This is a genomic window from Serratia sp. MF1(2023) (genome assembly GCF_030954545.1).
Lineage (GTDB): Bacteria > Pseudomonadota > Gammaproteobacteria > Enterobacterales > Enterobacteriaceae > Serratia > Serratia sarumanii.
In genome coordinates this window covers 40,949-60,267 of sequence record NZ_JAVHUX010000020.1, presented here as the reverse complement: position 1 = coordinate 60,267, position 19,319 = coordinate 40,949, and the positions used below count along the sequence as shown (strand labels likewise).

Here is a 19,319-nt window from a genome sequence, read left to right as displayed (position 1 = left end):
ACGATGAACATGACTCCCCTGACCCCGCTGGCCACTGCCCTCACCCTCGCGCTGACGCTGACGGGCTGCGCGCCGAAAACGCCCGACGCCGACGCCCCGTTGGCCGAGCGCTATAAAAACGTCATCGACCGCCGCGGCGCGCCGCACTTTATGCTCGATTACGATTTCGACGATCACCAGCGCTTCAATCCGTTCTTCGATCTCGGCGCCTGGCACGGCCACCTGTTGCCGAGCGGGCCGGAAGGCATGGGCGGTTTCCCCGGCCCGGCGCTGCTGACCGAAGAGTACATCAACTTTATGGCCAACAATTTCGATCGGCTCAGCGTCTATCGAAACGGTAAACCGGTGCATTTCACCATGACGGCCTACAGCCTGCCCGGTGCCCTGGTGCAGCGGCTCAGCGCGCCGGGCGTGACCGTCAACCTGACGCTGCGCTTCGCTGGCGCGCGCACCTCGCTGCTGGAAACCCAAATCCTGACCGACACGCCGCTGGAGCTGGTGTGGGACGGTGAATTGCTGGAGCGCTACGCGGCCAAAGAGCAAAAACCGCAGCCGCCGGCGACCCTCGAGCAGGCATTTCCTGACTACACGCGCCGCATTGTGCCGACGGCTGACGGCCTGCGCGTCACCTTCGGCAAAGTGCGCGCGCCGTCGCAGCTGATGACTTCCGGCCAGTCCGAGTATCAGATCCACAAATCGCTGCCGCAGCGCACCACGGTCGACGGCCATCGCTTCCGCGCCACGGCACGCATCGCCGGCTCCACCACCCTGTACACCACCTACTCGCACCTGCTTACCGCCGAAGAAGCGCGGCGCGAACAACGCGCCATCGCCGACATCCTCGCTCACCCGCAGCGCTATATGGCCGCGTCGGCCCAGCGTTGGGAACGCTATCTCGCCACAGGGCTCAGCAACCCGCACGCCACGGCAGAACAAACCCGCGTGGCGGTCAAAGCGATGGAAACGCTCAACGGCAACTGGCGCGGCGCCGCCGGGGCGATGAAGTTCGACTCGGTCACCCCGTCGGTGACCGGACGCTGGTTCTCCGGCAACCAGACCTGGCCGTGGGACACCTGGAAACAGGCCTACGCCATGGCGCACTTCAACCCGGACGTGGCCAAGGACAACATCCGCGCGGTGTTCGCCTTCCAGATCCGGCCGGGCGATGCCCTGCGCCCGTGGGACGCCGGTTTCCTGCCCGACCTTATCGCCTACAACCCCAGCCCGGAGCGCGGCGGCGACGGCGGCAACTGGAACGAGCGCAACACCAAGCCGAGCCTGGCGGCCTGGGCGGTGATGGAGGTGTATCGCGTCACCGGCGATAAGGGCTGGCTGGCGGAGATGTACCCGAAGCTGGTGGCCTACCATGACTGGTGGCTGCGCAACCGTGACCACAACGGCAACGGCGTGCCGGAGTACGGCGCCACCCGCGACAAAGCGCACAATACCCCCGACGGACGCATGTTGTTCACCGTCAAGCGCGGGCAGCGCGAGCAAACGCTGGCCGGCCTCGACAATTACGATCGCATCGTGCGCGAGGGGCAGTACGACAGCATCGAGATCCCGGCGCAGACCGCCGCCTCCTGGGAGTCGGGCCGCGACGACGCGGCGGTATTCGGCTTTATCGATCCGGATCAATTGGCGCGCTACCTGGCGCAGGGCGGCAAACGCGAAGACTGGCAGGTGAAATTCGCCGAAAACCGAGCGCCGGACGGCACGTTGCTCGGCTATTCGCTGCTGCAGGAGTCGGTGGATCAGGCCAGCTACATGTACAGCGACAACCGCTATCTGGCGGAGATGGCCGATATTCTCGGCCACGGCGCCGAGGCCGCCGCCTTCCGCGCCAAAGCCGACCGGCTGGCGGCCTACATCAACACCTGCATGTTCGACAAGCACAGCGGTTTCTTCTATGACATCCGCATCGAAAAGCGGCCGTTGGCCAACGGCTGCGCCGGCAAACCGATCGTCGAACGCGGCAAAGGGCCGGAAGGCTGGTCGCCGCTGTTCAACGGCGCCGCCAGCCAGCCGCACGCCGATGCGGTGGTCAGGGTGATGAAGGATCCGCGCGAGTTCAATACCTACGTGCCGCTCGGCACCTCGGCGCTGACCAATCCGGCGTTCGGCGCGGACATCTATTGGCGCGGCCGCGTGTGGGTCGATCAGTTGTATTTCGGCCTCAAGGGCATGGAACGCTACGGCTATCGCGACGATGCGGTGGCGATGGCGCAGGCTTTCTTCCGCCACGCCGACGGCCTGGTCGCCGACGGGCCGATCCGCGAGAACTACAACCCGCTCACCGGCAAGCAACAGGGCGCGCCGAACTTCTCCTGGAGCGCGGCGCACCTGTACATGCTGTATAACGACTTCTTCACGCAATAAGCCACAGCGGCCACCGCCATCGTTGCCCGGCGGTGGCCCGCGTTTATGAGCGGATCGGGATCACCAGCACGTCGATATTCAGCTGGTTGATGGCGTTGCGGGTGGAAGAAAACAGGTTGCTCCACAAATCGTGGTGGTGGCCGAACACCAGCAGATCGATATTCTTGTCCACCACTGCCGTGCGCAGTTCGTCAACAAAGCCGCCGCGCCCGATAATCACTTCCGCGATCGGATAATTGACGTTTTGCGTGGTGGGTTCCAGCTCTTTGCGGATCTTCTCTTCGAACGACGCGCCCTCATAGCTGTGCTCCGAAAAGCCGATCGCCGCGTGGTAGGTGTCGTAGTGAACGTCCACATAGATCAGCGAGAGTTTGGCCTTCAGCGCCTCCGCTAACAGCGCCCCCTTTTCGACCAATCGCTTGCCGTCATCGCTCAGATCGGTGGCGATGACAATATGGTGGTAACACATAGCGCCTCCTGTCATGGACTCGGTAGAGCCGAGGCTCCGATATCACGTCAGAGTCATATCGTTATGGTTAATTTTAGTTCAGAAACGGCGCGCGCGGCGGGAGAGATAACGGCGGGGAAGCCCCGTTGCCGGGGCGGAAGGGAGAGATTACTTTTCGCGCTGAGCCTCAAACCAGACGTTGCACAGCGACAGGATCAGCGTGTTGGCGTCTTTCACCAGCACGTTATCGCCGGGCACCCCATCGGTGCCCTGATCGGTGATGCCTTTGATGACGGTATCCGTGTGCTGAATGGCCACGCGCTCGACCGACGGCGTGCTGATGCCCAGCATCGGGAAATCGATGTAGGAACTGCTGCCGGAATTGTCCTCGACGAACTCCTGCGCTTCTACGGTGCTGACGGTGGCGCCTTCGCTTTTCAGCGCCGTGCCGTTCCAGCTGAATGCATCCGCCTTATAGCTGATTTTACCGCCGATCAGGCTCTGCGCCTGCTGTTGATCCCAGCAGCCGGTGGTCTGAGTCGGCACAATTTTACTGACGCGCCAGTTGCCCAGCAGCTGTTTGGGGATCGGCCCGGTATCGCTCTCCGCCGCCCGAACCTGAGTCGCCGAGACGCAGGCCAACACCACCAGCGGCAGCAGCGCCTTGCTCCAAGTGTTCAATCGCATTGTTTTTTCCTTCGTTTCAGTACCCAGTCTGCCCTCGCGGGCCAACGGCTATCATAATAAGCCCGCCGATTCGCCGTCAAAACAATCCGCACCACGCCAGACGGCGGCCGCTCATAGCTAATCGCTATGAGTCATAGAGAATCAGTATTTTGTTTTATCCCAGCGATTACCTACAGTCACTGCCACTATTCTGCCCGCCCAAATTAGCAGGCAATGTTGACAAGGACCCTGGGAAAATGACATTTACGCTGAAAAACCTCACCCTGGCGCTGGCCGCCGCCGGCACGCTGCTGCTGACCGCCTGCGGCCCGACGGCACAGGACGATCACCACATCAAGGTCGGCATCAGCGCCGGCATCGATCAGTCGCTGTGGGCGGTGGTGCAAAAGGTCGCCAAGCAGAAATACGATCTGGACGTGGAAGTGGTGACTTTCAACGACTATGTGCTGCCAAACGAAGCGCTGAACAACGGCGATCTGGACGTCAACGCCTTCCAGCACAAGCCGTATCTCGACAAGCAGATGCAGGAGCGCGGCTACAAGCTGGCGGCGGTGGGCAACACCTTCGTCTACCCGATCGCCGGCTATTCGAAGAAGATAACCGCACTCAGCCAGCTGCCGGACGGCGCGCAGGTGGCGGTGCCGAACGATCCGACCAATCTGGGACGCTCGCTGCTGCTGTTGCAAAAACAGGGGCTGATCACCCTGAAAGACGGCGTCGGCCTGCTGCCGACCGCGCTGGACATCGTCGGCAACCCGAAAAAGCTGAAGATCGTCGAGATTGAAGCGCCGCAGCTGCCGCGCGCGCTGGACGACCAACAGGTGACGCTGGCGATCATCAACACCAACTATTCCAGCCAGATCGGCCTGTCGCCGGCCAAGGACGGGCTGTTTGTCGAAGACAAAAACTCGCCGTACGTCAACATTTTCGCCAGCCGCATCGACAACAAAGACAGCGAGAAAGTGAAGGATCTGGTCAAGGCCTATCAGACCGACGAAGTGGCAGCCAGCGCCGCCGATATCTACAAGGGCGACGCCGTCAAAGGCTGGTAACCCTCCCCCGCATGCCCGTGGCACCCGCCACGGGTTTTCCATTTCCGCCCTCCGCCGCGCCGTTCAATTTTCGCCCACTCAGATCACAAATCAAGCACGGCGCTTTAGGTGAATAAAGCTGCCATGTTGTATACAAGTTTGCGTAAATGTTTTCTATTTGTTTCAAAAAACCGCTGGGGAAAATGATGAAAAATAGAAAAATCAAAGCGTTGCTTGTTACCTGTGCCGTGGTCGGCGCCGCGTTGCTGGCCATCGCCGGTAAAGCGGAAAACGCCGATAAAACCTTCCTCTCCGTCGCCACCGCCTCCACCGGCGGCACCTACTACCCAATGGGCGTCGGGTTGGCCAACGTCTGGAGCAACCGGCTGAAACGCCAGGGGATACAGGTCACCGGCCAATCCTCCGCCGGTTCGATCGAGAATATCGACCTGCTGCAAAAAGACGAGGCGCAGCTGGCGATTTTGCAGAGCCTGATCGCCGTCGAAGCCTATCAGGGCGTGCGCAACTTCGACGGCCGCGCCTACGGCGATCTGCGCTCCATCTCCATGCTGTGGCCCAACGTCGAACACTTCGTGATGCTGGAAAGCCGGGTGAAAGACGGCACGCTGAACGATATCGCCGGCACGCGCTTTTCCGTCGGGCCGCAGGCCAGCGGCACCGAACAGTCGACGATGATCATCCTGCAAGGCGTCAACCTGACCAAAAAGTCGCTGTCGGCGGAATACCTCGGCTACGGCGACACGGTTTCCGCGATGCGCGACGGGCGCCTGGACGGCGGCGCCCTGCCCGCCGGGGTGCCGGCCGCCGCCGTCACCGACATGTATGCCAGCGGCGTGCCGGCACGCATCCTGGAAGTCACCGACGAACAGCTGGCCAGCATCAACGCCATCGCCAACTCCTGGTTCCGCTTCGACATCAAGGCAGAGACCTACCCGCGCCAGCCCAAGGCGGTCGCCACCATCGCGCAGCCCAATATTCTGGTGGCCCTCAGCCGGCTCGATGAAAAGCTGGTGTACGACCTGACCAAAACGATGTTCGAGAACCTGCCGGAAGTGCACCAGGTGCACAGCTCGGCCAAATACATCTCGCTGGAGAATGCGCTGAAAGGCGTTTCCGTGCCGCTGCACCTCGGCGCCTATCGCTACTACCGCGAAGCCGGCGTCGAGATACCCGATTATCTGATCCCGCCGGAAGCCGCCGCGCTGGCCGCCAACCCCTAACCCAGGAGGACGTATGAGCACTCACCCTTCTTCACCGCAGCCCGCCGTCGATCTGGACAAGGAAGCCGGCGCCGGCAACCGCCCGCTGAGCGGCGTCTATTTGCAGCTGGCGACCGTCCTGGCGATCGCCATTTCCGCCTATGCCATCTACGCCAACGCGCTGTCCAACACGCAGGAGTTCTACCGCAACACCACGTTCCTGAGCGGCATTCTGATCCTGGGCTTTATCCTGTTCCCTTTCTCGGCCCGGCACGCCACCCGCAGTTTCAACCGCTGGGACTATCTGTTCATCATCCTGACGCTGGTCAGCTACGGCTATTTCTACGTTAACTACGTCGATCTGCACGTGGTGCGCAAGAGCATCCCCAACGCCACCGACTATGTGATGGCGGCGATCGGTATCGGCGTGCTGTTCGAAGCCGCGCGGCGCACCACCGGCTATTTCATCCCCGGCCTGGCGAGCTTCGCCATCCTCTATGCGCTGTTCGGGCAGTACTTCATGGGCATTTTCGGCCACGGGGGCTTCTCGGTGGAACGCCTGCTGTATCGGCTGTTCATGACCAGCGAGGGGATTTTCGGCATCACCCTGTCCACCGCCTCCACCGCCATCGTGGTGTTTATTCTGTTCGGTGCCTTTCTCAGCGTCAGCGGCGCAACCGCGCTGTTCAACGATCTGGCGCTGGCCGCCGCCGGACGCCGCCGCGGCGGCCCGGCCCAGGTGGCGGTGATCTCGTCGGCACTGACCGGCTCATTGAGCGGCAGCGCGGTGGCCAACGTCGCCACCACCGGCACCTTCACCATTCCGCTGATGAAAAGCATCGGGCTGTCGTCCCGCTTCGCCGGCGCCGTGGAAGCCACCGCCTCCACCGGCGGCATGATCATGCCCCCCATCATGGGCGCGGCGGCGTTTATCATGGCCGGCTTCCTCGGCATCTCATACACCACCATCGTCATCGCCGCCATCGTGCCGGCGCTGCTCTATTACGCCGCGCTGATCATGGCTATCGACCTGGAGGCCAAGAAACAGGGCCTGAAGGGCATCAACAAGGAGAACATCCCTCAGGTGCGCGCGGTGCTGAAGGCGCGCGGGCTGCTGCTGCTGCCGCTCGTCATCGTCATCGGCACGCTGCTGCTGGGCAAAACGCCGATCTATGCCGGCTTCCTCGGCATCATTTCTATCATCGTCGCCAGCTGGCTCACCCCCGACAGTTCGGTGCGCATGACGCCGAAAAAAATCGCGCTGGCCTTGAACGACGCGGCGCGCGGCTCGATCCAGGTCACCATCGCCTGCGCCGCCATCGGCGTGATCATCTGCGTGGTGACCATGACCGGCATCGGCTCCACGCTGGCGTTCAACATCGTCGCCATGACCGACAACACCCTGTGGATGATCCTGCTGGTGGTGATGCTGGTGTGCATCGTGCTCAGCATGGGGCTACCCTCGACCGCGCTCTACATCGTGGTGGCGGTGACCGTGTCGCCGATCCTGATCAAAGCCGGCGTGCTGCCGCTGGCGGCGCATTTCTTCGTGTTCTGGTTCGGCGCGTTGTCCAACATCACGCCGCCGGTGGCGCTGGCCAGCTACACCGCCGCCAGCATCGCCCGCGCCGATCCGATGCAAACCTCGTGGGACGCGGTGCGCCTGGCGCTGCCGGGCTTTATCATCCCGTTCATTCTGGTCTACAACCCGATGCTGTTGATGCAGGGCGACGATCTCAACCCGCTGTCGGTGCTGCATATGGTGATCAGCGCGCTGGTGGGGATCTACGCCCTGTCGATCGCCAGCGCCAATTTCTGGCTGATGAAGACCCACTGGCTGGAGCGGGTGCTGTTTACCGCGGCGGCGATTTTACTGATCAAACCGGGCCTGATGACCGATCTGGGCGGCGCGGCCCTGATCGCCGCCGCCGCCGCCATGCACCTACTGCGCTATAAACAGCGCGCCGCGCTGCCGGGAGGCGCGTCATGATCCGCAAGGTCACGCGCCAGAAAGCCTCTCATCAGGTGCTGGCGCAGCTGAAAGCCGGCATCAACGACGGCACCTTTCCGGTCGGCGAGAAGCTGCCGTCGGAAAACGTGTTGGCGGACGCGTTCGGCGTCAGCCGGGTGCCGGTGCGCGAGGCGCTCGGCGTGCTGGAGGTCAGCGGCATCATCTCCTCACGCCAGGGCGGCGGCCACCGGGTGGAACAGCATTCGCTGCTGAGCAAATACGAACCGCTGGTGATGGAGGTAGCCGACCGCTGCGAGGTGGAAGCGCTGCTGGAAATGCGCGAAGTCATGGAACAGCAGGCGGCGCGCATGGCCGCCGAGCGCCGCACCGAACAGGAGTTGCAGGCGATCGAACAGGCGCACCTCGCCTTTCGTGACTGTACGCTCAACGACGGCCAGATCGGCTATCGGCAGGACTACCTGTTCCACCGCGCCATCATGCAGGCTTCGCATAACCCGTTTTTCGTGCAGATCCTCGATAACATGCACGAGCTGTATCTGGGGGTGCTGGTGTACTCGCTCAGCAAAAACCTAGGGCGGCAGGCCGAGCGCCAGCGGGTGATCGACGAACATGAGCGGGTATTTATCGCCATTCGCGACGGCGATGCGGCGGCGGCCACCGCCGCCATGCAAAGCCATCTGAACAACGTACGCGGCAAATTACGCCGCCTGGAAAACGAGGAGCAAGAGCCGTGATGTACGACGCGATCGTTATCGGTGCCGGCCTGGTGGGGCTCGGCGTGGTGAATGCGCTGCAGGAAGCGGATCCGCAGCGGCGCATTCTGATCCTGGAAAAAGAGCGCGGCCCGGCGGCGCACCAAAGCGGCCACAACAGCAACGTGGTGCATTCCGGCATCTACTACACGCCCGGCAGCCTGAAAGCGCAGTTGGCAAAACAGGGCAACCGCAGCATGTTCGCCTTCTGCCGCGAACACGACCTGTATCACGACCAATGCGGCAAGGTGATTGTCGCCACCCAGCTAAACGAACTGGATCAGCTGGAGAACATCTATCAGCGCGGCCTGCAAAACGGCCTGCAGGTCACCCGGCTGTCGCAGGCGCAGCTGCGGGAGCGCGAACCGCACGTCAATGGCCTTGAAGCGCTGCTGGTGCCCGATGCCGGTATCGTCAACTACGCGGAGGTGGCCGCCAAGCTGGCGGAGATCATCGTGCGGCGCGGCGGCGAGATCGCCTACGGCCATCAGGTTGAGGCCATCCGCGAACACGCCGGCGGCGTCACCGTCACCGCCGCCGGCGATACCTTCGAGGGAAAACTGCTGATCAACTGCGCGGGGCTGTTCAGCGATCGCATCGCCAAACTGGCCGGTTACGAAACCGGCATGAAGATCGTGCCGTTCCGCGGTGAATACTATGTGTTGGACGACGCGAAAAACCACCTGGTCAACCATCTGATCTACCCGGTGCCCAACCCGGATTTCCCTTTCCTCGGCGTGCATTTTACCCGTATGTATAACGGCAAGCGCGACGTCGGCCCCAATGCGGTGCTGGCCTTCAAACGCGAAGGCTACCGCAAATGCGACTTCAGCCTGCGCGATCTGAGCGAGGTGCTCGGCTATCGCGGCTTTTGGAAAATCGCCGGCAACTACCTCGGCGAAGGGCTGGCGGAAATGCGCCGTTCGCTGTCGCGCCGCCGCTTTGCCGAGAACGCCCGTCGGCTGATCCCGGCGCTGCAGGAGCAGGATATTCGCCCCGGCCCGGCCGGCGTGCGCGCCCAGGCGCTGACCGCCGACGGCAAGCTGGTGGACGACTTCCACTTCGTGCAGGGCCAACGCTCGCTGCACGTATGCAATGCCCCCTCTCCGGCAGCGACCGCCTCGCTGGAGATCGGCCGCGAGATCGTGCGCCGCCACCTGTCCGCTTTCTGACGCCCACTGAGGCCACGGCGCCCGTGGCCTCAGCCGCGCTGGATGGACACCCCGCCATCCACCAGCATCGCGGTGCCGGTGACGAATGAAGCTGCGTCAGACGCCAGATACAGCGCCGCCTGCGCGATCTCCTCCGGCACCGCCAGCCGCTTCAGCGCGTGCAGTTCGGCCACCTGCGCCAATGCCTCCGGGGTATGGCTCATCTGCCGACCCATCGCCGTATCGGTGCCGCCCGGCAGCAGCGCGTTCACCCGAATGCCGCGCCCGCCGAATTCCACCGCCAGCGCCTGCGTCAGGCCGATCAGCCCCGACTTGCCGGCCGCATAGGCCGCCGTGCCGGGAAACGCCGCGGTGTGGCCGACGAAGGTGGAGGTGAAAATCACCGAGCCCGCGCCGCGCGCCAGCATGGCGGGGATTTGATATTTGGCGCCGTAGTAGGCGCTGGACAGGTTGGTTTCCAACACCTCGCGCCACTCTGAGGCACTCAACGCCAGCGACGGCCCCAGCGGCCCCAAGGTGCCGGCGTTGTTGAAGGCGATATCCAGCCCGCCGAATTCGTCGACCGCCGTCGCCGTCAGCCGTTCGGCGAAGGCTTCGTCACGCACGTCGCCCGCCACCGCAAGCGCCCGGCCGCCCTCGCGCCGAATGTCCTCCACCAGCTCCGCCAACAGCGGCTCGCGCCGCGCGCCCAACACCAGCGCAGCCCCCTGGCGGGCGAACAGCAGCGCCGCCGCTTTGCCGATCCCCGAACTGGCGCCGCCGATCACCGCCACCTTGCCGTTTAATGCGTTCATCGCTCATCCTCACACGGTTTATAGATCCTCAGTGTGAAGCAAGATCCGGCGCCGCGCTGGCCGCAAGCGGACATGTAACTGACGCCAATAAAAAAGGCGCTGCAAGCAGCGCCCCGGCAACGCGAATCTGACGGTTAACTCACGGCCTGGCCGCATACTTCTGCATCGTGGCCGGCGTCACCAGCTCGAACGGGATCCAGTAATACGGTTCGAGCTTTTCACCGTTGATCATGCGCTGCGCCACATCGACCGAGGCTTTGCCCTGGCCGACCGCGTCCTGGAACACCGTGACCTGCATCTTGCCGGAGGCTAGCGCCTTGAGGCCGTCCGGCGTGGCGTCGATGCCGCCGATCAGCACTTTCCTGTCCGCCTTGCCCGCCTGCTGCAGCGCCATGATTGCGCCGATCGCCATCTCGTCGTTGTTGGCGGCGACGATGTCGATCGCTTCGCCGTTGGTCAGCCAGTTCATCATCAGATCCATGCCTTCACTGCGTGAATAGTTGGCGCTCTGCTTCTGCACCACCTTCATTTTCGGGTACTTGCTCACCACCTGCTCCACGTCTTTGGTGCGCTGCAGCGCGCCGGCGTCGGTCAGGTTGCCGATCATCACCGCCACGTTGCCCTGATAGCCGGCCAGCCGCGCCAGCTCTTCCATCTGCAGCGTGCCGGATTCCCGCTCGTCGGAGCCGACGAACACCACGCCCTGCGGCAGTTTGGCATCGCCCGGCGTGCGGTTCACGTACACCAGCGGCACGCCGGCGGCCTGCACCATTTTGGTCATCACCGGCGTGCTGGCCGAGTTGACCGGATCGACGATAATCGCGTCCACCCCGGCGCTGATAAAGCTCTGCACCTGATCGGTCTGGCGGCCGACGTCGCCGCGCGCGTCCTCGAACTGCACGGTGATGCCGCGCGCCTTGGCCTCCTTGTCGATCGCCTGGCGGATGATGGTGAGGAAATTCTGGTCGAAATAGGCCATCGACACGCCGATGGTTTGCGCCCATGCCGGGGTAGACGCGCACAGCGCCACCGCCAGCCACAGCCCTTTCAGGTAGTTCATGATGTGCCCCCCAAGTAAAAAAAAGCCGCCGGCCAACCCTGGCGCCGGCGGCAATTCACGGCAATCAGTGTTTTTTGCGGTTGCGCCGCATGTCGATCGACACGGCGGCGACGATAATCACGCCCTTGATGATGTCCTGAATGTAAGAGTCGACGCCGATAAAGGTGAAGCCGCTTTTGATAAGGCCCAGGATCACCGCGCCGATCAGCGTGCCGGTGATGCGCCCGACGCCGCCCATCAGGCTGCTGCCGCCGATCACCGCCGCGGCGATGGCGTCCAGCTCATACGACATCCCCATGCTCGACTGGCCGCTGCTGACGCGCGCCGCCAGCACCACGCCCGCCAACCCCGCCAGGCCGCCGGCGATGGTGTAAACCGTCACCAGGTACTTGTTGACGTTGATGCCGGAGACCCGCGCCGAGGTCATGTTGCCGCCGATGGCGTAGATGTATTTGCCGTAGCGGGTGTGCTTGAGCGCGATATGGAAGATCACCGCAATCACCAGGAAGATGATCACCGGCATCGCGCCCTGGCCGATCGACGTGAAGCCGTCCGACAGGAAGCTGACCGGGTTGCCCTTGGTGTAGTACTGCGCCAGGCCGCGCGCCGACACCATCATCCCCAGCGTGGCGATGAACGGCGGAATGCCGGTGCGGGTGATCAGGAAGCCGTTGATAAAGCCGCAGACGATGCCCACCCCGATCCCCGCGCCGATCGGGATCGCCGCCGGCAGATCGAGCAGCCCCGGATACATCGGCGAGATGCTGTCCGAGGTCTGCGCCAGGCTGGCCGCCACCACCGCGGTCAGCGCAATCAGCGAGCCGGAGGAGAGATCGATGCCGGTGGTGATGATCACCTGGGTGACGCCCACCGCAATGATGCCGATGATCGCCACCTGCAGCACGATCAGCAGCAGGCGGTTCGGATTCAGCAGGAACGACTGATCGCGCATGTACCAGCCGAGGATTTCGAAGATCAGCGCGATGCCGATCATCACGATGAAGATGCCGGTATCCTTCGGCATTTTGCCGCTCAGCCCGGAGAACAGCGTTCCCTTGCCCGTTGAATCGGCGGAGAGCGGCTTCTCAATCTTTACGTTACTCATGATGTTCACCCTTCGTTATTCTGAGGCCAGCGCCAGGATCTTCTCCTGGTCCGCGTCGTCTTTGTCCAAAATGCCGGTGATGCGGCCGCCGTGCATCACCATTACCCGGTCGCTCATGCCGAGGATCTCCGGCAGCTCGGAGGAGACCAGAATGATGGCGACGCCGCGGTTGGCCAGCTCGCTGATCAGGCGGTAGATTTCCGCTTTCGCCCCCACGTCGATGCCGCGCGTCGGTTCGTCGAGGATCAGGATTTTCGGCTGCGCCAGCAGCCAGCGCGCGATCAGCACCTTCTGCTGGTTGCCGCCGCTGAGGTTATTGATGATCTGATCCATGGTCGGCGTTTTGATGTTGAGCTTTTTAATCTGATCCATGCAGTCTTTGGCCATCTGCACATGGCTGACGAAACCGTTCTTGCCGATGTATTCCGACAGGTTGACGATGCTCATGTTCTCGACCACCGACAGCACCAGAAACAGGCCGGATTTCTTGCGGTCTTCGGTGAGGAACGCCAGCCCGCTCTCGATCGCCTTCGCCGGGGAATCCACCTTCACCGTCTGGCCTTCGATAAAGATCTCGCCGCCGTCCGCCGGGTGCATGCCGAACAGGCTTTCCATCACTTCGCTGCGCCCGGCGCCCACCAGCCCGGCGACGCCGAGGATCTCGCCGCGCTTGACGCTGAACGACACGTCATGGAACCAGCCGCTGCGGCGCAGCCCCGCCACCCGCAGCACTTCCTCGCCGATATTGTTGTTGAATTTGGGGAACATCTGCGTCAGTTCGCGCCCCACCATCATGGTGATCAGCGACTGTTTGGTCAGGTTTTCGGTTTTGTCGCAGGCGATGAAGGTGCCGTCGCGGAAAATGCTCACTTCGTCGGTAATGGCGAAGATCTCGTCCATCTTGTGGCTGATATAGATGATGCCTTTGCCCTGCTCGCGCAGCTCGCGGATGATGGCGAACAGGTGCACCACTTCGCCTTCGGTCAGCGCCGAGGTCGGTTCGTCCATGATCAGCACGTCGGCGTTGTAGGACACCGCCTTGGCGATCTCCACCATCTGCTGATTGGCGATGCTCAGCTCGCCCACCAGCGTGTCCGGCTGCAGTTTGATGTTCAGCCGCGCCAGCAGCTCGCGGGTTTGTTCGTTCAGCTGTTCGTGGTTGACGAACCCCAGCCGCGCCGGCTCACGCCCCAGCCAGATGTTTTCCGCCACCGTCATGTAAGGCACCAGGTTCAGCTCCTGGTGGATCATGGAAATGCCCGAATGCAGCGCCTGCAGCGTGTCGCTGAAGGTGACCGGCCGGCCTTTGATTTTTATCGAGCCTTCGTCCGGGTGGTAGATGCCGATCAGGCATTTCATCAGCGTCGATTTGCCCGCGCCGTTTTCCCCCATCAGCGCGTGCACGCTGCCGGGTTTGATTTTAATCGAGACCTTATCCAGCGCTTTGACGCCGGGGAACTGCTTGCTGATGCCTTCGGCCTCAAGAACATAAGGGTACATACCGCTTACCTCCGCACTGACCCACGTTTTCCGCCGCACGCGCCCCACACCGGCGCCCGCGGCGGGCTTCAAGGCTTATTTCTTGTTTTTATCGGCGAATTGCTGGTAATTGGCCTGGGTGATCAGTTGGTAAGGGATCAGCACGTTGCTCTCCACTTTCTCGCCTTTCACCAGTTGAACGGCGGTCTGCACCGCGCCTTCGCCCTGGCCTTTGGCGTCCTGGAACACGCTCAGCGCCAGATCGCCCTTCTTGATGAACTCCAGCGCGTCCGGCGTGCCGTCAACGCCGGCCACCAGCACGCCGGATTTCTTGGCTTGCTTCAGCGCCAAAATAGCGCCGATGGCCATTTCGTCGTTGTTGGAGGCGATGGCGTCGATCTGCTGGCCGGACAAAATCCAGTCGGTGGTGACGTCTACCGCCTCTTTGCGGAAGAACTTGGCGGTTTGCTTATCGATAATCTTGATGCCGGGGTAGTTGGCCGCCACTTCTTCCACCCCGCGGGTGCGGTCGCGCGTGGCTTCGCTCGACAGCTCGCCCATCAGGATCATCACGTTGCCCTTGCCGTTCATCAGCTTGGCCAGTTCCTCCATCTGCAGCTTGCCGGCCAGCTTGGAGTCGGAGCCGACGTAGGCCATGCCGGCCGGCAGCGCCACTTCCGGCTTGCGGTTGACGAACACCAGCGGGATCTTGGCCTTCTCGGCCAGCTTGATCATCGGCTTGACGCCCTGGGTATCCACCGGGTTGAGGATGATGGCGTCGACGCCCTGGCTGACGAAGTTTTCGATTTGTTGAATTTGCTGCGCGATGTCGCCCTTGGCGTCTTCGAACTGGCCGCTGACGTTGCCGTCGGCCTTCATTTTGTTTTGCATCGACTGGCGCAGAATGGTGAGGAAGTTGTCATCGAAGTAAGCCATGGAAACGCCGATCTTGATGTCTTTCGCCAGCACGCTGGCCGGCAGCATGCACATCAGTACCGAGGCGGCGATCAGTTTCTTCAGCTTCATGTTCGTTACCCTTTAATCGTTAGAATGAAGAGGTCTGTTGGTTGACAGATAATGAAAAATATTTTTTACATTCAAACAACAATACGGTCGGTGTTATCCCTTTGATACGGCGAATTTACCGTGTTATCGCCGTATCAAGGCCGTTGTAAAAATGGTGATCGATGTATAAAAATAGATTAAAAACAACCAATTGAAATAAACCCCTGGCACAACAAACGGCGTCCTTACCGCTTTTTTAAATGTTTATTTCATAATTTAGATTATTGAAACTTTTTAACTCAAACAAGCGAAACATGCATTTTGGAATGGCTTATTAACAAAAACATGACACGGATCTAACAAATGAAGTGCAAGCCGCTGGCGAGCGTTCCCCTTTCGTGCGCCGGCAAAAACTGCGAGCGGCCGCGCAGTTTGCGGTTTCCGCGTTTCCCGACCATCCTTACTCGGCAATAATGGACATATCCCTATCTCAGGAGGACCTGACATGCAGCTCAGCAGCAAGGTGCGGATGAACCGCCTGTTCAACAACGGCAAGTGCCTGGACGTGGCGATCGATCACGGCATCGCCAACGAACCGGATTTCTTGATCGGCCTGGAAGATATCGAACGGGTGATGGGCAACCTGATCGCCGCGCGCCCCGACGCCATTCAGGTCAACTACGGCCAGGCGGATCTGCTGCAGCGCGCGCCGCAGCGCGAAAAACCGGCGCTGGTGATGCGCACCGACGTCGGCAACGCCTATAACGCCGCCCGCCACCGCGAGATGTGGGCAGTGCTGCACAATCCGGAGGCGCCAATCCTGGCGGCGCTGCAAATGGACGCCGCCGCGGTGGTGGTCAATCTGTATATGATCCCGGATGAGCCCGGCATTTTCCGCCAGTGCGTGGAGAACATCGGCCGCCTGCGCCACGCCTGCAATCGCTACGCCATGCCGCTGATGATCGAACCGCTGGTGATGGCGCCGGCCGGCCAGGGCGCCGCCTACGGCTCGCTCGGCGACGTGGAGAAGATCGTGCCGCTGGTGCGGTTGGCGCGCGAACTGGGTGCCGACATCATCAAGGCCGACCCGACCGATCGGGTGGACGATTTCCACCGCGTGGTGGAAGCGGCGCGCTGCCCGACGCTGGTGCGCGGCGGCGGCAAGGGGGAGCTGGGGCCGGTGCTGGAGAAATCCGCCGCGCTGATGGCCCAGGGTGCCTCCGGCATGGTTTACGGCCGCAACGTCTATCAACACAGCAATCCGTCGCAGGTGGTGCGCGCGTTGATGGCAATCATCCATCAGGGCGCCAGCGGCCAACAGGCGCTGGAGATCTACCGCCAGCAGTGACCCGCTTTTGTAACTAAAATAAGCCCCCCGCTCCCCGGCAGCATGCTATAACCTGCTGCCGGTAACTGCAGCTTGCCTCATTCCTCGCTAGAATACGCCGTGATATCGCCATTCGGAGAACCGCCATGCCAAAACAACGGGTGCCGCTCAAGCTGAGCACCTCCATCACGCTTATGGTGTCCGCCATCATCGCTTCGGTGCTGCTGGTGGTGTTCGCGCTGTTTTTCGTGCAGATGAGCCGCGAGGGGCAAGATCAGCTGCAGCAGAAAGCCATCGCCGTCGCCAATACGCTGGCGCTCTCCAGCACCGTGGTCGACGGCCTGCAGCAGCGTGACCAAAGCGGCGCCATTCAGCGCTTCGCCGAGCAGGTGCGCCATCAAAACGAGCTGCTGTTCGTGGTGGTGGTGGATATGCAGGGCATCCGCTATTCGCACCCCAAACCCTGGCTGATCGGCAAGCATTTTATCGGCGACGATCTGGCGCCCGCGCTGCAAGGCCACGTCAACAGTGCCATCAACCGCGGCACGCTGGCCCCGGCGCTGCGGGTGTTCGTGCCGGTGTATGACGCGCAGAAACAGCAAATCGGCGTGGTGGCGCTCGGCATCGCGCTGGACACCGTGCAGCGGGTGGTAGCGGAGAGCCGCTGGATCATCTATTGGACCATCGCCTTCGCCGCCCTGGTCGGCAGCCTGGGCACCTTCTTCCTGGTCTCCGCGCTCAAGCGCATCATGCTGGGTTTCGAGCCTTACGAAATCTCCAACCTGTTCGAACAGCGCAACGCCATGCTGCAGTCGATTAAAGAAGGCGTGATCGCGGTCGATAACGAATCCCGCATCACCATCGTCAACGACGAAGCCAAGCGCCTGCTGCGCCAGAGCGGCCCGGTGGAAAACCTGCTGCTGGAAGCCGCCAGCAAGCACTGGCCGGCGCAGCTGCATCTGGCGGAGGTGCTGGCCAGCGGCCAACCGCTGCGCGATCGGCAGATAGGCTTCAACGGCAGCGAACTGCTGACCAATACCGTGCCGGTGATCGTCAACGGCCAGGTGACCGGCGCCATCGCCACCTTCCGCGACAAGACCGAGGTCAGCCGCCTGCTGCAGCGGCTGAGCGGCATGGCGCACTACGCCGATGCGCTGCGGGTGCAGTCGCACGAATTTATGAACAAGCTGCATGTGATACTCGGCATGCTGCACATGAAGGCCTATCAGCAGTTGGAAAACTACATCATCAACACCGCCAGCAACTATCAGGAAGAGATCGGCGCACTGCTGCGCAAGATCCACTCGCCGGAAGTGGCGGGCTTCTTCATCGGCAAGATCAGCCGCGCCCACGAAGCCGGCATTGAACTGACCATCGAAGAAACCAGCCTGCTGCCGGAAACCGACGATGCGGAAACCACCCACGTGCTGATCAGCGTGCTCGGCAACCTGATCGAAAACGCCATCGACGCCATCGACGGCGTTGAGGGCCACGAGATCGGCCTGAGCTTCCATCATCACGACGATCAATTACACTGTATCGTCAGCGACGATGGCCCCGGCATCGATCCGGCGATCGGCGCGCGCATCTTCGAACACGGATTTTCCACCAAGGGAACCGGACGTGGCATCGGCCTGGCGCTGATCCGCAGCCATCTGGAGAAACTGGGCGGCAGCATCGATTTCGAGTCCGAACCGGGCGAACTGACTCAATTTTTCGTGCACCTTCCCTATCAGGCCAAGAGCAGAACTCATGATTAACGTACTGATTGTCGACGACGACCCGATGGTGGCGGAGCTGAACAAATACTACCTGAGCCAGGTCGGCGGTTTTCACTGCCAGGCGACGGTCGCCACTCTGAGCCAGGCGCGCGCGCTGCTGGCCGATGCCGGCGTCAGCATCGATTTGGTGCTGTTGGATATCTACATGCAGCAGGAGAACGGGCTGGATCTGCTGCCCGGCCTGCGCGAACTGGGCGAGAAGACCGACGTGATCATCATCTCCTCCGCCAGCGACGTGAACACGGTGCAAAAAGCGCTGCACTACGGGGTGGTGGATTATCTGATCAAGCCGTTCCAGTTCAGCCGCTTCAAGGAGGCGCTGAGCCACTACCGGCAGCAGTCGCAGCTGTTGGCGCAGCGCGAGTTTTCGCAGGCCGACGTCGACAGCCTGCTGCGCCGCCAGCCCGGCGGCCAGGAGAGCAAAAAGCTGCCGAAGGGGCTGACCAGCATCACCCTGAGCACGGTCTGCGAGTGGATCGAACAGCAGCACGATAACGAGTTTTCCACCGACAATCTGGCCAACGCCATCGGCATTTCGCGGGTCTCCTGCCGCAAGTACCTCATCTATCTGGCGGAGAGCGGCATTCTCGGCACCCGTATTCTGTACGGCGCCACCGGCCGCCCGGTCTATCTGTATCAGCTGAAACCGGACGCGATCGCCATGCTGAAAGAGCATTGCCGCCCGGCCTAAACGACGCCGGGCGCTGATGGCGCCCGGACGATAAATGTTAGAAGCTGTGCGTGTAACACTTCGCCTCGCGGTGAGGATCTTTCGAGTGTCTCCGCAGGCAGCGCTGCTTTTTCTGCTGCTGCTCCAGGTTCCGCTGCTGCCGCTCGGCGGTCTCTGCCGCCTCGCGCTGCTGTTCGCGCGCAATCGCCTGCTCGTTGGCCAGCGTCAGGTTATCGACATTCCACACCTTGTGGCGCAATGCGTCGCGCTTTTTCTGGTACTCCTCGGTGACCTTACTGTCCTTCGGCGGCGCCGCATGGTATTCCAAATCCACCCGCGCCTGCGCGAAGCAGCAGCTACACAAGGCCGCACCGGCCAACACTATCCTTTTCATCAATGACTCCTTTTACATCGCTTGACTCTGCGCGCACGCCGGT

General features: G+C 62.1%; 17 protein-coding genes. 9 read left to right on the top strand and 8 right to left on the bottom strand.

The features are described 5' to 3' along the window. Positions 1 to 3: 3 nt before the first annotated feature. Positions 4 to 2,379 carry an alpha-glucosidase gene (gene ygjK, locus REA38_RS11925; protein ID WP_308885933.1) on the top strand — a complete coding sequence of 792 codons (2,376 nt, stop codon included), beginning with the start codon at positions 4 to 6 and terminating at the stop codon, positions 2,377 to 2,379. Between the two features lie 43 nt (positions 2,380 to 2,422). Here ygjK and REA38_RS11920 read toward each other — a convergent pair whose 3' ends face one another. Together REA38_RS11920 and REA38_RS11915 are read right to left on the bottom strand one after the other, a co-directional pair. Then, positions 2,423 to 2,848 carry a universal stress protein gene (locus tag REA38_RS11920; RefSeq protein ID WP_033638134.1) on the bottom strand — a complete coding sequence of 142 codons (426 nt, stop codon included), beginning with the start codon at positions 2,846 to 2,848 and terminating at the stop codon, positions 2,423 to 2,425. Between the two features lie 147 nt (positions 2,849 to 2,995). Further along, the gene (locus REA38_RS11915; protein WP_308885932.1) at positions 2,996 to 3,514 is read right to left on the bottom strand and encodes a hypothetical protein; all 519 of its coding nucleotides are present in this window, start codon (positions 3,512 to 3,514) and stop codon (positions 2,996 to 2,998) included. Between the two features lie 236 nt (positions 3,515 to 3,750). Here REA38_RS11915 and metQ point away from each other — a divergent pair, with 236 nt between their 5' ends. The 5 genes from metQ to lhgO all read left to right on the top strand — a co-directional run bounded on the left by metQ (position 3,751) and on the right by lhgO (position 9,661). Next, positions 3,751 to 4,566: a methionine ABC transporter substrate-binding lipoprotein MetQ gene (metQ, locus tag REA38_RS11910; protein ID WP_060426322.1), complete on the top strand. Its 816-nt coding sequence runs from the start codon at positions 3,751 to 3,753 to the stop codon at positions 4,564 to 4,566. Positions 4,567 to 4,751: 185 nt separating this feature from the next. Further along, positions 4,752 to 5,786: a TAXI family TRAP transporter solute-binding subunit gene (locus REA38_RS11905; RefSeq protein ID WP_033638131.1), complete on the top strand. Its 1,035-nt coding sequence runs from the start codon at positions 4,752 to 4,754 to the stop codon at positions 5,784 to 5,786. A 13-nt stretch (positions 5,787 to 5,799) separates the two neighbouring features. Then, entirely contained in the window at positions 5,800 to 7,755 is a 1,956-nt protein-coding gene (locus REA38_RS11900) for a TRAP transporter permease (RefSeq protein ID WP_308885931.1), read from the top strand. Further along, complete coding sequence (locus REA38_RS11895; protein WP_033653838.1) at positions 7,752 to 8,471, top strand: FadR/GntR family transcriptional regulator; 720 nt, start codon at positions 7,752 to 7,754, stop codon at positions 8,469 to 8,471. Before REA38_RS11900 ends, REA38_RS11895 begins: the two co-directional genes overlap by 4 nt. Next, complete coding sequence (lhgO, locus tag REA38_RS11890) at positions 8,471 to 9,661, top strand: L-2-hydroxyglutarate oxidase (RefSeq protein ID WP_308885980.1); 1,191 nt, start codon at positions 8,471 to 8,473, stop codon at positions 9,659 to 9,661. The genes REA38_RS11895 and lhgO overlap by 1 nt, the downstream gene beginning before the upstream one ends. Before the next feature lie 29 nt (positions 9,662 to 9,690). Here lhgO and REA38_RS11885 read toward each other — a convergent pair whose 3' ends face one another. The 5 genes from REA38_RS11885 to REA38_RS11865 form a co-directional block, all read right to left on the bottom strand. Further along, positions 9,691 to 10,455, bottom strand: a complete 765-nt coding sequence (locus tag REA38_RS11885; protein WP_047568012.1) for an SDR family oxidoreductase — start codon at positions 10,453 to 10,455, stop codon at positions 9,691 to 9,693. A 139-nt stretch (positions 10,456 to 10,594) separates the two neighbouring features. After that, positions 10,595 to 11,515 carry a sugar ABC transporter substrate-binding protein gene (locus REA38_RS11880; RefSeq protein WP_033653836.1) on the bottom strand — a complete coding sequence of 307 codons (921 nt, stop codon included), beginning with the start codon at positions 11,513 to 11,515 and terminating at the stop codon, positions 10,595 to 10,597. Positions 11,516 to 11,579: 64 nt separating this feature from the next. Continuing rightward, entirely contained in the window at positions 11,580 to 12,620 is a 1,041-nt protein-coding gene (locus tag REA38_RS11875; RefSeq protein WP_025160279.1) for an ABC transporter permease, read from the bottom strand. Positions 12,621 to 12,635: 15 nt separating this feature from the next. Continuing rightward, a complete protein-coding gene (locus REA38_RS11870) occupies positions 12,636 to 14,120 on the bottom strand; it encodes a sugar ABC transporter ATP-binding protein (protein ID WP_103772735.1) in 1,485 nt (494 codons plus the stop codon). Between the two features lie 75 nt (positions 14,121 to 14,195). After that, positions 14,196 to 15,125, bottom strand: coding sequence for a sugar ABC transporter substrate-binding protein (locus REA38_RS11865; RefSeq protein ID WP_033638124.1), 930 nt, complete (start codon positions 15,123 to 15,125; stop codon positions 14,196 to 14,198). 484 nt (positions 15,126 to 15,609) lie between these two features. Here REA38_RS11865 and REA38_RS11860 point away from each other — a divergent pair, with 484 nt between their 5' ends. The 3 genes from REA38_RS11860 (at position 15,610) to dcuR (ending at position 18,903) form a co-directional block, all read left to right on the top strand. Beyond that, positions 15,610 to 16,452 (top strand): aldolase, encoded by an 843-nt coding sequence (locus REA38_RS11860; protein ID WP_308885930.1) that lies wholly within the window; start codon positions 15,610 to 15,612, stop codon positions 16,450 to 16,452. A 125-nt stretch (positions 16,453 to 16,577) separates the two neighbouring features. Then, the gene (locus tag REA38_RS11855) at positions 16,578 to 18,191 is read left to right on the top strand and encodes a sensor histidine kinase (RefSeq protein ID WP_049235096.1); all 1,614 of its coding nucleotides are present in this window, start codon (positions 16,578 to 16,580) and stop codon (positions 18,189 to 18,191) included. Next, positions 18,184 to 18,903, top strand: coding sequence for a two-component system response regulator DcuR (gene dcuR, locus REA38_RS11850; RefSeq protein WP_033638121.1), 720 nt, complete (start codon positions 18,184 to 18,186; stop codon positions 18,901 to 18,903). Before REA38_RS11855 ends, dcuR begins: the two co-directional genes overlap by 8 nt. Positions 18,904 to 18,940: 37 nt before the next feature. Here the strand turns inward: dcuR and REA38_RS11845 are convergent, their stop codons facing one another. Beyond that, positions 18,941 to 19,276, bottom strand: a complete 336-nt coding sequence (locus REA38_RS11845) for a hypothetical protein (RefSeq protein ID WP_060387588.1) — start codon at positions 19,274 to 19,276, stop codon at positions 18,941 to 18,943. Positions 19,277 to 19,319 lie beyond the last annotated feature (43 nt).